The organism is Paenibacillus sp. 01L418 (genome assembly GCF_056400045.1).
Genome location: NZ_JBFTSN010000220.1, coordinates 1 through 13,840, shown reverse-complemented (window position 1 = coordinate 13,840; position 13,840 = coordinate 1). Strand labels below are relative to the sequence as shown.

Below are 13,840 nucleotides of genomic sequence, written 5' to 3'. Positions count from 1 at the left end.
TGGTCTCAGAACGTTTTATGAAGGGTACGTAGATTTTGATCCAAGAGGCATGTCCCCCGAGTTGTTTAACCCGGAGCAATTGGATTGTGAGCAATGGATCCGTACGGCAAAGGAAGCCGGAATGAATTATGCTGTACTTACGGCTAAGCATCATGATGGGTTTTCTAATTGGCCGTCGAAGTATAGCTCGTTCTCTACGAAACAATCGCCATGGAAGGATGGTCAGGGTGATGTTGTTCGGGAGTTTATAGAGGCTTGTCGCAAATATGATGTAAAGCCTGGTTTATATTATTCTCCTTTTGACGGATCTGCAGATTTCTACAACCAGGATGCAAGCGCTTACGATGATTATTTTGTAAATCAAATTACTGAGCTGCTAGGTCAATATGGAGAGATTGATATTTTGTGGTTTGACGGTTGTGGCTCGGAGGATCATGAATATGATTGGAAACGAATCATCGGAGAAATTCGCCGCCTTCAACCGAATATTTTAATTTTTAATATGGGAGATCCTGATTTCCGGTGGGTCGGGAACGAGGATGGCATTGCGCCGATTCCATGCTGGAATGTCGTGGATTCGCTTGAGTTTTCGATCATGACCGAGGAAAAGGAAGCTTTGACGGATAAGCTATGGCTGCCTGCGGAATGTGATGTGCAGATGAGAGCGAATTGGTTTTATAGCGATAGCGACGAGCATACGATCAAATGTCTGGATCAGCTCATGGGCTTATACTATTATTCGGTAGGGCGCGGTGCGAATCTGCTGCTGAATATCGGCCCGGATAGACAAGGCTTGCTGCCTTCGAAAGACGTATGCCGACTGACTGCAATGGGTGCAGAAATACGAAGAAGATTTGACAGCCCCATCGCGACCTTGGAGCAATGTAATCACAACCAGAATGAATGGATTTATGAGCCTGCTCATCCACATCTGATTGATCATATTGTTATTCAAGAGGATTTATCTTCTGGGGAGCATATTCTCAATTTTCAAATCAATATTATGACAGAAAAATCGCATCGAACCATAACGGTATATGAGGGACAAAACATTGGTCATAAGGCGATTGTACGAATTCCGCCTGTTAAAGTTCGAGGCGTCTCTCTAACCGTGACAAAGTCGCAAGGCGAGCCTACTATTAAGGAGCTATCATTTTATTATGTTGGGGAGATTAGGAATGGATAAAGCATTAAAGTTTCGTACAGACGGTACATTCAAAATAGTCCAGTTTTCTGATACCGAGTATATGGATGATGCCGCTGACCTAAATGAGCGAACCGCTGACATGATGCGAACCGTCATGGAGACGGAGCAGCCTGATCTTGTTGTATTTGCAGGTGATGTCATCGGCAGTTTGCGCTGCAGCAATCCAGAGCAGTCATTCCGAGATGTAGTATCCACTATAGAAGCGATGAAAGTCCCATGGGTTGCTATTTTCGGCAATCACGACTCGGAAGCGGGAATTACAAGGGAACAGCTTATGGATATTCAACTGAGCCATAGCTATTGCGCCGCTGAACAGACGGCTGAGCATGTCAGCGGTGTAGGCAATTATGTGTTGAGAATACAGGGTAGTGATGAACGTTTCGCGGCAGCTTTATATTTTTTGGATAGCGGCAGTTACTCTGCCCTTCCTCACGTTCATGGATACGATTGGATTCGCAGAGATCAAATTGACTGGTATGCGGCACAATCGCAGGCATTCACGGATCAAAATGGAGGACAACCTATACCTTCACTAGCTTTTTTCCATATTCCGCTGCCGGAGTATCAAGAGGTATGGGATAAGTCCGAGTGCCATGGCGAAAAGAGAGAAGAGGTTTCTTGCCCTCGTATCAACAGCGGTTTATTTTCCGCAATGGTAGAGATGGGCGATGTTATGGGAACCTTTGCAGGGCATGATCACGGAAATGATTATTCGGGCGAGCATCATGGCATTCGCCTTTGTTATGGACGCTCTTCAAGCTATATTATATGGGATACGGATATTCCAATTGGTGCAAGAGTGATTGAATTGCAACAGGGATCCAGAACGTTTGATACTTGGCTGAGATTAAGTGATGGATCGGCTCAGCAGCGCTCGATAGGGTAATATTTAGAAACCGTCAATAAACGTTAGAATTTGTTATAATGGATAGCAAGCGTTATGTTGGCCTCCACTCACAGCGGTGGAGGTTTTTTCATGCAACGAATCCCTCAATAGGTATCTATAATATAGAACATAAAAATTAGGAGGAAATATGTCCTGGAGCAAATTGAAGCAACAGCTTGAGAGTTTTCTATCTCCTGCTTTACATGGCAGGTTCGAATATCGTGCAACCAGCTATCGTTATTTACCTGACAAAGCAGGTCAATGTTATATTGCGGTAGATAAAAAGAACGTACTCAGTATGAGTGATAGCACTACTTTAATTAGATGGTATCAGACGGAGCTGGAAATTAAGAATGATTCAGCTATCGAAATTCCTATCAACCATGAAGAAATTGAAACGGTGAGAAAAGATACCAATGGGAAAGTTCCAGAGGATCGTCTAAAAGTAATGGCAAGTAGCAGAAAACTATCCGAATATGCTAAGGAAATTTTTTCAGCACAATCATCATTAAGTAAATCAAATTTTGTCGTTGTCGCTAATAAGTTTTTATCCACTTCTATAGAGGAAAGCCTAGAGAGCAATGATATTTTATTGAATATTTTAGCTTTGGTGGACAGACGAGTTGGCAAAAAGCGGCTTTTAAACATGGCCGAGAAGATGAAGCTAAAGCATCCCATTGTGCAGTATTTTTATGAATTACGGCTTAATACGTTATGAGAATAAGTAACTCATTCACCTCTAATCACCGGCGAGCTCTCTATACTGCTTCGGGGTTATCTCCGTTTCCCGCTTAAACAGGCTGCAAAACTGCGCATCTGTCGAGAAGCCGCATTCCATCGCGATAACCGATATTTGCAAGGGGGTATGCCTAAGCATTGCTTTGGCATGCTCGATCCTACGCTGCAAAATATATTGGCTGGGAGATAACTTGATCTTCTCTTTGAATAAATGACGAAACCGATCATAGCTATAACCAGATTGGTCGGCAAGAGCTTGGAAGTCAATTTTCTGCGTATAGTACTCATCGATGAAAGCCTGGGCGAATCGGATAATGTCATGGCGGCTATCTGGTTGCTGGTGAATCCCGTAAACATAACCTTCGATTGTTTGCCATGCCGTTCATCGTGAGGCGTGCAGGGTGCTATTATCGCATAATCACCTGCCTTGAAAAAATGTTCGGCATCCCCGATTCGAGTTGTCCCCTGACCGCAGTCGTAATAAACCAGCTCATAACACTGATGGTGATGCATTGCAATATGCTCATGCTTCGCTCTCGTTTCTTGATAAAAGAAGTCCAATGAGGCTGCCATCCATAGCTCTCCTGTCATCGTAGCCAATTCGTGATATAGAACGACCGTATGATGCTACTACATTATTTAAATTATTTATAAAATGAATTCATTATAGCATGGCTAAAAAGCCAATTCATTATATAAATGGAGGTAGATGATATGGGTCTAGATTTCGAGGCATTGCCCGTAGATGAGTTGGTTCGCAAGTTGGAGGCTCCGGGTAGTAGAGTTAAAATGGTGCTCGATACGGATACCTTTAACGAGATCGACGACCAATTTGCGGTTATTTATGCGCTATTGTCACCAGAAAAAATAGAGCTTCAGGCTCTATATGCAGCACCGTTTCATAATGAGCTCTCTACGGGGCCTGATGACGGGATGGAAAAAAGCTATAAGGAAATCATTCGCATTCTTAAGCTAATGAATCGAGAGGATGTCCCCGTCTATCGCGGCTCCGAAGCTTATTTACCAACTGATAGCTCACCGATTCGCAGCGAGGCAGCGCTGAATTTGGTAGAACGTGCAATGGCAAGCGATAAGAATGATCCATTATATGTAGTCGGTATCGGTGCCATTACGAATATTGCGAGTGCCATTCTAATAGAGCCGCGAATCATTGAGCGCATCGTTGTAGTCTGGCTGGGAGGCCATGCACTGGATTGGCCTGACACTCGTGAGTTTAATCTCGAACAGGATATTCATGCATCGAGAACCGTAATGAACTGCGGAGTGCCTTTGGTCCTTATCCCATGCATGGGAGTCGCTTCAAACCTTCGTACGACACTGTCGGAGGTTAGAGATTATGTGAAGCCTTCCGGCGTTATTGGAGAGTACCTCTATGAGACGTACAAAAACTGCAAGGATGATCATTTCGCCTATTCCAGAGTGATATGGGATATCTCGGTTATTGCATGGCTGATTCAGCCCAAGTGGGTTCCTTCGCGGCTTATTCCAAGCCCAATCATTTCGGATGACTTCCGTTGGAGCACGGACAGCACAAGACATTTGATACGCTGTGCAAGCTATATTGACCGTGACGCGGTATTTCAAGATCTGTTTTCCAAGCTTGCTCTAAGCAAAATGGAGTAACAAGATGACCAAGCCGAGAATAATCGTCGAAGGCTAGCTCAATATGGGTCTTGTAGTGTCCGTATCTCACATTTGCTTACTAGGTTATAGAGAAGGGCCCCTGTTATTCCGAGCGGAATGATAGGGGCTCTTTTGATAGATCTTACTTTAAAAAGGGAATGTTGACGATATTTGAGGGTCGGGTGCAGACCTTGGTTCCTTGAGCGTTTCGAAATATTAGTTAATATGTGGGGGCAAATCTATAATTTGTTAAGTTGTAATGTATGCGCTTACTTTCTATAATTTAGTTATTCAAGACATGAATTGTCTTGTATTGAAAGAAAAATTCCTTTAGATAGGAGGGACAGATTTCACGTTATTTGAAACAGGACAAGTTTCGCACTGTACTGCAAGGAAAAACAACCGACAAACAATGAAAGGAGAGAGATTTATAAAAGGTAATATTCAAGTAGTGTGTAGGCAAGCAGTAACAAACACTAAATTTTAGGAGGTAATAATATATGTTTAAGTTTAAAAAGAAAGTGTTTACGCTAGTTATTGCAGCTTCAATGAGTATTTCCAGCTTATTTGCAGTATCCGCAAGTGCAGCGACAGACTACTGGCAAAATTGGACCGATGGTGGCGGAACAGTAAATGCTACTAATGGATCTGGTGGGAATTACAGTGTCAGCTGGGCAAACACCGGAAATTTTGTGGTTGGTAAAGGCTGGAATACTGGATCGCCATCTAGAACAATAAACTATAATGCCGGCGTCTGGGCGCCGTCCGGCAACGGGTATTTGACTCTTTATGGATGGACAAGAAACTCACTCATTGAATATTACGTCGTTGATAGCTGGGGCACTTATAGACCTACAGGAACATTTAAAGGCACAGTGTCCAGTGATGGAGGAACATACGATATTTATACGACGCAACGAGTCAATGCACCTTCCATCGACGGCACAAAAACGTTCACCCAGTTCTGGAGTGTCCGCCAGTCTAAGAGAGCGACAGGCAGCAATGTCGCTATCACTTTTGGCAACCACGTAAGTGCATGGCAGAGTAAAGGAATGAACCTGGGAAGCAGCTGGTCCTACCAGGTGTTAGCGACAGAAGGATATCAAAGCAGTGGCAGCTCCAACGTAACCGTTTGGTAACAGTTCATCTTCAATTAGGGCGATGAATTGGCGCACGATGAATCTAGTGTGTTGAGAATGTGTGTAATCTTTTGATAATGTTAAGGTCGCTCGGTCTCACAGCCTGCGGCCCTATCTATTTCAAAAAATGATAGAACCTACATGCTACTTGACTATTATCTTTTAGAATCCATCCAGTTGGATCCTTCAGTATGGACGCATTGAGGGCCGTTTTTAACGGTCCTCGGTGCTGCCAGAGGAGAATTGTAGGCTGTCACGGACTATAATTTTCCTAAACGTTTAAAGGAGATATAACAATGAGAAAACTAATCGTTTTTCTTATCATAGCAATAATGGTTGTTGTCAGCGCTTGTTCGCAAGAAAAGCCTGATAAAACTTCGAATAAAATACCTGATGACTTTGTCTTAGTCAAGGGCGGACCGTTTATGAACAAGAAGTCCAACTACTATGGTGAAAAAGTAGCATTATCGAATTTTTATATAGGCAAATATGAGGTAACTCAAAAAGAGTGGATTGAGATTATGGGGAGCAATCCCTCAGAATTTAAAGGCGATAATTTGCCGGTAGAAATGGTGAGTTGGTATGACGTTGTGGAGTATTGTAATAAAAGGAGTATCAAAGAGGGATTAACAACGTATTACTCAATAGACAAGAATAATAAAGATCCGAAAAATACAAGTGAAAACGATAATCTAAAATGGACAGTAACGATCAATGCTGGAGCGAATGGTTACCGATTGCCGACAGAAGCAGAGTGGCAATATGCTGCAGGTGGTGGTCAGAAGAGCAAAAGTTACACCTACAGCGGAAGCAATAATGCAGATGATGTAGCATGGTATTGGAAAAACGCTGGAGATAAAATTTTATCAGGAGAATGGAACTGGCCTATAGTAGAGAGCAACCATAACAAAACAAAATCCATCGGTGTCAAGAAACCCAACGAGTTAGGGCTTTACGACATGTCAGGTAATGTAAGGGAATGGTGCTGGAACGGGTTTGGAGACTCGGAAAGTAATAGTAACTCTACCCGAGTTGTGAAGGGCGGGGGCTGGCTTGGTGATGTTGGCGAGTTATCTTATCTGAGCAATTTTGAGGCAAATGGCATGGGTCCCGATCAAGGTTTTCGTGTGAGCCGTGACGAATAAAGGATAAAACCCCAAGAAGAAGGGTCAAAAAGCGTTAATTGACAATGTTGCGTAACGATGATAACTTAAAAAATATAAAACATATTAAACTCATCGGAATTACAAGCTGGCTGGACAACCGGAAGCATGGATTATTAAATCCATGCTTTTTTTTATGTTCACAAAGGGTAGGTTTGAAATGAACGTATTAGCGATTGAGTCTGGCTTAGAGAGGAGAGTGCAAATCTTGAAATTTGCTTTGTTTAGCCTAATGATGAACATACCGAATGCTGTAAGCGGGGAAACATTGACCACCCACCAGAAATTTGAGAACGTACTTAAACAGGCTGTCCTTGCTGAAGAACTTGGCTTTGATGCTTATGGAATTGGAGAGCGGCATGGAGCACCATTTATCTCATCTTCGCCACCAGTAGTCCTGACCGCAATTGCTGCCAGAACCGTAAAGATTCGTTTGCTAACAACGGTCACCGTTTTAAGCATTCTCGACCCAGTGCGTGTTGCAGAGGACTATGCCACACTGGATCATCTCTCGGGAGGTCGACTCGAGATGATTATTGGCAAAGGAAACGACCCGCGCCACTATCCGCTTTTTGGAATTACCGAAGACGAACAATGGGAATCCCTTGCAGAGCGGTATGCACTCCTGAAGCGCTTGTGGCATGAAGAGAACGTAACCTGGCAGGGGCGCTACCGTTCACCGCTTGATAATGTGACTACACAACCAAGACCCTTTCAACATTCAATTCCGGTCTGGCATGGAAGCGCATCTAGTACGCTGTCGACCGAATTGGCTGCGAAATATGGTGAACCGATTTTTTCCTCCAATACGTTTCACCCACAGGCTAAATATAAAGCATTAATCGATCATTATCGCGAGAGATTGGCCCATTACGGCCATGATCCTCAAAAAGCAATGGTTGGCTCGGGATTTGGAAGCTTATATCTGGCGAACACCACAGAGGAAGCAGTAAAACGATATAGGCCCTATTACGATGCTTTCCATGCAACGGCTGCATCGCAGCACAACAACTCGCCTTTCAAAGACCTCGAGGACAATGTACAAAATGGGCCTGCCTTGATCGGCAGCGCTGATAAAGTGATCGAGAAGATTTTAAACTATCATGAAGCTTACGGGCACCAAGTGGTCAGCATCAGTGTAGATGGCTTGTCAGAAATGGAGCAACGTGAGCAAATTGAACGATTTGCTACCGAGGTTGTACCTGTGCTGCGTCGAGAGGTACCTAGTACAGTATGGAATAGTCCGCAATCATAGAAATCGTGTTTGATGGTGATGAACCAATCGTTGTGATGTCACAATGCTTGGTTCATTTTTTTACCGGAAAATTGAGTTTTAAAGCTCCAGACAATCAGAAGATGTTATACTTTTAAAGCAGCCGTATTGTATTCGTTTTGGCTGCTTTTTATATTGTGCTTCTGATTGTGTACGAAAGCTACCGCGTGGTCCGTCCAGTAAATATAAGTTGGGGATTGCAGCGTTCAACATTCAAACGTAAGGCTATTGTTTTCCAAGTGGAGGATTGTTTATATGGTCAATATTCTTATCGTGGACGATGATCCTAACATTCGCGCCTTGATGCGCCTTTATTTGAAGAATGAAGGATTCAATCTGACCGAGGCGGACAACGGCATCGATGCGCATGCTATCGTCAAAGGTTCGAGAATCGATCTGGTCATCCTCGACATTATGATGCCGCATATGGACGGATGGGATTTGTGCAGAGAAATTCGGAAAAGCGATCCCGACATTCCGCTTCTAATGGTAACGGCCAAGGGCGAATCGGGTCAAAAGATAAAAGGATTCCAGCTCGGGACCGACGATTATATGACGAAGCCGTTTGATCCGGTTGAGCTTGTGATGCGGGTTAAAGCGTTACTGAAGCGATCCCGTATTGCCTCGTCCCAGGTCATACCGTTGGGCGAAATCGTGCTGAATCGGAAAACGTATAAGGTCATGCGGGGAGAAGAGGAATTAGCATTGCCGCTAAAAGAATTCGAGCTGCTGTTCATGCTTGCCGGCCACCCGGGCCAGATTTTTACAAGAGAGCAGCTGATCACTCAGATTTGGGGCATGGATTACGAAGGCGACGACCGAACCGTCGATGTACATATCAAGCGGCTTCGGGAACGCTTTGCCGGGGACGTCCGCCATTTTCGCATTGAAACGGCACGCAGCGTTGGCTATCGTCTGGCGGTGAATCCGGGATGAAATCGTTATACGTTCGCGTCGTGCTGACTTTTCTGGCCGCCATCGTCATCAGCTTGGTCTCATCCCTTCTTCTCGCCCTTGCTCTATTCCAGAATGATCTGAACGCTACGGGTAAAAACGATATGATCGCGGCCGGCGATCGTATAATACGCGTGTACGAGCAAACGAATCCTCCGGATTTGGATGAGTTCATGAATGATATGGCTGAATTGGTTTCCTATACGTTGCAGCTTTACGACGGCAATGGCGGGATGAATTCCTATGTGCCGACCAAGGGCAAGAAGGTCGAAGCGATTAATTCTGAATCGGTTCGCATGGTACTGCGCGGAGAACCGTACCGTTCGCATGGAAAAGATAACGGTACGTTCGTCGGCCTTCCGTTTTCTTCCGATGGAAAACATTATGCTTTAATTTTGCAGAGCTCTTCCAAGAACGAAATTACGATCTTCCGATTATTATTCACTATTCTGTTCCTCATGCTTGCGATCGGAAGCTTGTGCATTCTCATTGCCGGCAGATACCTGGTGAAGCCTCTTCAAGCGATGACGGATGCGACTAAGCGGTTGGCGAAAGGGGACTTTGAGGTTGAGTTGAAAATCAATCGCGGAGACGAGCTTGGAACTCTCTCGCGGAGCATTAACGACATGGCTCGGGAAATCAAGCAATTGGAGCGGATGCGACAGGATTTCGTATCAAACGTGTCCCATGAAATCCAATCTCCGTTAACTTCCATCTCCGGATTCGCGAAGGCGCTGAAAGATGGCAATCTGGTTATTGCGGAGGACGATCGCGTCCAATACTTGGATATAATCGTTACCGAGAGCGACAGATTATCCAGACTCAGCGATAATCTGCTGAAGCTCGCTTCCCTCGAATCGGATCATCATCCGTTCGAGATGGAATCGTATAAACTAGATGAGCAAATTCGACGAGTAATCGTCGCGTGCGAGCCCCAGTGGTCGGCCAAAAGCATTCGTGTCGACATAGAGTCCCCTTCGGGAGCCGGCACCGAAATAACGGCCGACCGGGATCAACTCAATCAAGTTTGGTTGAATTTGCTCGGGAATGCCATCAAGTTCACGCCCCGCGCCGGTCAAGTTCTCATCGCGATCAGCCGGCCTCATCCTCATGAGATTGCCGTTGCGATAAGCGATTCCGGGATCGGCATTGCGCCGGACGATTTAAGCTCTATTTTCGAGCGCTTCTACAAAGCGGACAAGTCGCGGGCCCAAGACAGAAGCGGCAATGGTCTCGGTCTTGCCATCTCCCACAAAATCGTTGCTCTCCATCGCGGAAGCATAGAGGTGAAGAGCACCGTCGGACTGGGCACGACGTTTACCGTGACGCTTCCCGCTGCCTTGCATAACGATTCCGCCATTTGCAAATAAGTTCACGCTCCGTTCATATTTCTCCAATACACTCAGTTCGATTCACATATAACTGATCGGAGGAATTGAAACGATGAGCTTTATTCAAGATGTTATCGATTCATTAAAATGGTTGACTGTCTGGGAAATGATTTTATGTGCGCTAAACTTGTTCGTCTTGCTGAGGTATGCTTGGCCCATTCTCAAAAATAACCGCTGGTTGGATTTTATACCGAGCGCAGGTGTAATCATTGCGGTTATTAGCCTTATGAATGGCGATACCTCTATACTGGCTCTGCTGATTTACTCCTCTACGGCCATCCTATTCTTAAGTACTGCGAGAAGAGTCTTTAAACCGGCCATTAAGCCGATGTCTTCGAAATTTCGCTTTGTCATGGTTATCGTTTGCGTCCTTGGTACCCTTCCTACGCTATTGGCATTAACCGTTGCGGGAGAAGTTCGTTACAATCCGGTGAGCGATTTAAGCCATAAGAGCTATTCCAAAGCTTTTATCTCGATGAACGAAAGGTTGTCCGCCGAATACCCTTTCGGAGACTGGAAAAAAATCGATTGGGAGGCAAAGAAAAAGAAATACGAGCCTCTATTCCTCCAAGCGGAAATCAACCATGATCCGAATCTCTACTATAAAACTTTAAGGGATTACCTCTTTTCTTTCCGCGACGGCCATATTGAAATCGTGAATGAACATCTGTACGACGATAATAACACGTTTGAAAATGAAGTCGGCGGCGGAGTTGGAATTAGCGCGGTTCAATTGGATAACGGCAAAGTATTGGTTAGCTTACTGTTAGCTGACAGCCCGGCTGACAAAAGCGGAATCAAGCTCGGAGCCGAAATCATTTCGTGGGACGGGAAAAACGTTCGGGAAGCATTGGACCAAACGTCCTGGAGCGAGAACCCGTCGGCAACCGAAGGCGATCGGATTCAAAATCAAGGGCGTTACTTGGCAAGAGCTCCAATCGGCAAAGAAATTCAAGTCGAATTTCGGAATCGGGATGATGAAGCGAGCAAGACTGCGACGCTTACAGCCTACGACGATCAATACGAGACCTTGAAGAAAACGAAAATTAAGCTAAAAAAAGAAGATCCTCCCGTAGAAGGCGAGATCCTTCGGGAGGAATACGGGTACGTGAAGATCAGATATTTTCTTCCCGGAACGACACAATCCGATCCCGCGCAAGCGCTGGAAGACCAATTAAAAGAGTTTCAAGAGAAACGCGTAAAGGGAATCATCATCGATTTGCGGGATAATCCGGGCGGAGACGACGATCTTGTTGCCCAAATGGCAGGACATTTTGTGAACGAGAAGAAGATCTATGAATACGTCAGTTACTATAATCCAAATACGGGACGTTTTGAAATCAACCGCGCTGAAACCAGAACCATTCGTCCTTCGCGGATTTACTTTCCAGGGAAAATCGCCGTCCTCATTAATTCGAACACCGCGAGCTCAGGGGAAGGATTGCCTTTGTTCTTAAAAGGAATGCAAAATGTCAAGATTATCGGCTTTGCGTCCACGAACGGTTCGTTCGGAGTCGTGTCCGCTCCTATAGAAATGAAAATGCCGGGAGGATATATCATGCGGTTCCCGGATGGCCGATCTCTTAATCAAGACAAAACGATTCAAGGCGATAGCGATGAACGCGGATTTGGCGGAGCGACTCCCGATTTCACGGTTCCGATGAACGAACAAACGTTTAAGATGAAATATATCGATGGGCAGGACGTGGAATTAAATTATGCATTAGCTTCTTTCAATGGCTAGTCGGCTACCTGAGAGCGAGTTCATCAACGACACATGTGGAGAGCCGTATCTCACTCATAAGGAAGTAGTATTTCAGAGCAGCAAAGTGAGATAATGATAAGATACAAGTTCAATAGAGAGTCAAGTGATTCTACCAATAATAAAAATGAGATGCCAGAATTGTGAAGGAGAAAAACAGATGACCATAATCGACAAATTAGCATCGTCACTTAACCGCAAAGACGAAGGTCCTAACCAGGAGCTGGCGAAATATATTGCCGATCGAGATGATAAAGGAGCTGTAATAGAACTTGTTGATAACTTGCATAACAATGACAAGAACATCCAAAGCGATTGCATTAAAGTTCTATATGAAATTGGAGATCTCAAGCCGTCTTTAATTGCTGAATACAGTAAAGAGTTCGTAACATTACTTGATCATGGAAACAATCGACTTGTTTGGGGGGCTATGACAGCACTAAATGCGATAACTCTTGAAAATCCGGAAGTCATTTATTTATCCCTTGAAAAAATTGTTGATATTACCTACAAAGGTTCGGTAATCACCAAAGATCATGGGGTAAATATTCTAATTAAACTTTGTTCGATCAAACCATATGCGGATCATGCATTCACATTACTCATCGAACAGCTTAAGAAATGTCCGACCAATCAGCTTCCAATGTATGCGGAGAATGCAATATCCATCGTTAACGATAAAAACAAAAGCCTTTTCATAAAGACGCTTTCCTCACGACTGGGTGATATTGAAAAGGACACAAAACGAAAGCGAGTGGAGAAACTGATTAAGAAATTGAGTTGATTCTACCCTTTATGTAAGATGTGACAGTTGATAGAGTTCCGATATATTTATAAAATAATGAGGTTTAATAAAAGGCGAGGATACAAGTTATGCCAAAAAACGATAATATGCTGGCCATTCTATGGATGCTGAATTCTGGCGTGAAAATGACTGCAAAACAAATATCAGAAAAGCTAGAAATAAATATACGAACAGTTTATCGGTATATTGATGCACTATGTGCCAGTGGAGTGCCTATAATATCCGACACAGGTCATAATGGCGGGTATAGCTTGCTGAATAATTTTATCAGAGCACCTCTGCTATTTGATATTGAAGAAAAAAAGGCACTACTTCAAGCTGCTGTTTTTGCAAAAGAAGCCGGATACCCTTTGAGTGAGGCATTAAGCAATGCGACTTCAAAATTGAAAATGTATTCGAATCAGGAGCAGGAAAGAATACTTAGCCGTCATTTAGCCGGATTTGAAGTTATTAACCGCATGGGAGATCCTTCTATTCAGCCGGTATTGGCGGAATTGGAGCAGGCTGTAGCAAACGAATTCTCTGTAGAAATTGATTATCTCACAAGCCATGAAGAACAACCCAAGAATAGGGTGATAGATCCCTATGGAATGGTTTACTGGAACAATAAATGGTATACTGTTGCATTTTGCCACTTAAGGAATGAGATCCGCAGCTTTCGGGCAGATCGGATTCTACAAATCAAGCGTACTCAAATCCTATTTAAGCGTTCCGAAGCTTTTTCGGCTCGAGAATTTTTTATGCAAAATCTGTTACCTGATTTAGTGGGCAAGGACGGATTAATTTCTTTAATTATCCGAGGCAGGTCAGAGGCATTGGATGACTTATGCTTGCATTGGTTTTTGGGGCACCATCTGAAAGAGCGGTCATCAAATCAA

At 44.1% G+C, this 13,840-nt stretch carries 13 protein-coding genes and 1 pseudogene; 12 read left to right on the top strand and 2 right to left on the bottom strand.

Going from position 1 to position 13,840, the window contains the following annotated elements; all coding sequences use genetic code 11:
- From AC1DSE_RS21970 to AC1DSE_RS21960, 3 genes are all read left to right on the top strand, one after another.
- A partial coding sequence (locus AC1DSE_RS21970; RefSeq protein ID WP_477528184.1) for an alpha-L-fucosidase occupies positions 1-1,186 on the top strand: 1,186 nt, incomplete at its 5' end.
- Positions 1,179-2,093, top strand: a complete 915-nt coding sequence (locus AC1DSE_RS21965) for a metallophosphoesterase family protein (protein WP_477509212.1) — start codon at positions 1,179-1,181, stop codon at positions 2,091-2,093. The genes AC1DSE_RS21970 and AC1DSE_RS21965, both read left to right, overlap by 8 nt.
- A gap of 148 nt (positions 2,094-2,241) precedes the next feature.
- Positions 2,242-2,811, top strand: coding sequence for an SF0329 family protein (locus AC1DSE_RS21960; RefSeq protein WP_477509211.1), 570 nt, complete (start codon positions 2,242-2,244; stop codon positions 2,809-2,811).
- Positions 2,812-2,832: 21 nt separating this feature from the next.
- Here the strand turns inward: AC1DSE_RS21960 and AC1DSE_RS21955 are convergent, their stop codons facing one another.
- Both AC1DSE_RS21955 and AC1DSE_RS21950 read right to left on the bottom strand, forming a co-directional pair.
- Positions 2,833-3,099, bottom strand: coding sequence for a helix-turn-helix transcriptional regulator (locus AC1DSE_RS21955; protein WP_477528185.1), 267 nt, complete (start codon positions 3,097-3,099; stop codon positions 2,833-2,835).
- A gap of 125 nt (positions 3,100-3,224) precedes the next feature.
- A pseudogene (locus AC1DSE_RS21950) lies at positions 3,225-3,404 on the bottom strand (AraC family ligand binding domain-containing protein); the annotation flags it as partial.
- 141 nt (positions 3,405-3,545) lie between these two features.
- Between AC1DSE_RS21950 and AC1DSE_RS21945 the strand changes: the two are divergent.
- The 9 genes from AC1DSE_RS21945 to AC1DSE_RS21905 all read left to right on the top strand — a co-directional run.
- A complete protein-coding gene (locus AC1DSE_RS21945; protein ID WP_477509209.1) occupies positions 3,546-4,475 on the top strand; it encodes a nucleoside hydrolase in 930 nt (309 codons plus the stop codon).
- Between the two features lie 500 nt (positions 4,476-4,975).
- Entirely contained in the window at positions 4,976-5,614 is a 639-nt protein-coding gene (locus AC1DSE_RS21940; RefSeq protein ID WP_477509208.1) for a glycoside hydrolase family 11 protein, read from the top strand.
- A 296-nt stretch (positions 5,615-5,910) separates the two neighbouring features.
- On the top strand, positions 5,911-6,759 hold the full coding sequence (locus AC1DSE_RS21935) for a formylglycine-generating enzyme family protein (RefSeq protein ID WP_477509207.1): 849 nt from the start codon (positions 5,911-5,913) through the stop codon (positions 6,757-6,759).
- Between the two features lie 226 nt (positions 6,760-6,985).
- Positions 6,986-8,032, top strand: a complete 1,047-nt coding sequence (locus AC1DSE_RS21930; RefSeq protein ID WP_477509328.1) for an LLM class flavin-dependent oxidoreductase — start codon at positions 6,986-6,988, stop codon at positions 8,030-8,032.
- Between the two features lie 273 nt (positions 8,033-8,305).
- Positions 8,306-8,986 carry a response regulator transcription factor gene (locus AC1DSE_RS21925; protein ID WP_477509206.1) on the top strand — a complete coding sequence of 227 codons (681 nt, stop codon included), beginning with the start codon at positions 8,306-8,308 and terminating at the stop codon, positions 8,984-8,986.
- Positions 8,983-10,374, top strand: a complete 1,392-nt coding sequence (locus AC1DSE_RS21920; RefSeq protein ID WP_477509205.1) for a sensor histidine kinase — start codon at positions 8,983-8,985, stop codon at positions 10,372-10,374. Before AC1DSE_RS21925 ends, AC1DSE_RS21920 begins: the two co-directional genes overlap by 4 nt.
- A gap of 73 nt (positions 10,375-10,447) precedes the next feature.
- The gene (locus tag AC1DSE_RS21915) at positions 10,448-12,139 is read left to right on the top strand and encodes a S41 family peptidase (protein WP_477509204.1); all 1,692 of its coding nucleotides are present in this window, start codon (positions 10,448-10,450) and stop codon (positions 12,137-12,139) included.
- A gap of 178 nt (positions 12,140-12,317) precedes the next feature.
- Positions 12,318-12,941: a hypothetical protein gene (locus tag AC1DSE_RS21910; RefSeq protein WP_477509203.1), complete on the top strand. Its 624-nt coding sequence runs from the start codon at positions 12,318-12,320 to the stop codon at positions 12,939-12,941.
- Positions 12,942-13,030: 89 nt separating this feature from the next.
- A partial coding sequence (locus AC1DSE_RS21905; RefSeq protein ID WP_477528183.1) for a helix-turn-helix transcriptional regulator occupies positions 13,031-13,840 on the top strand: 810 nt, incomplete at its 3' end.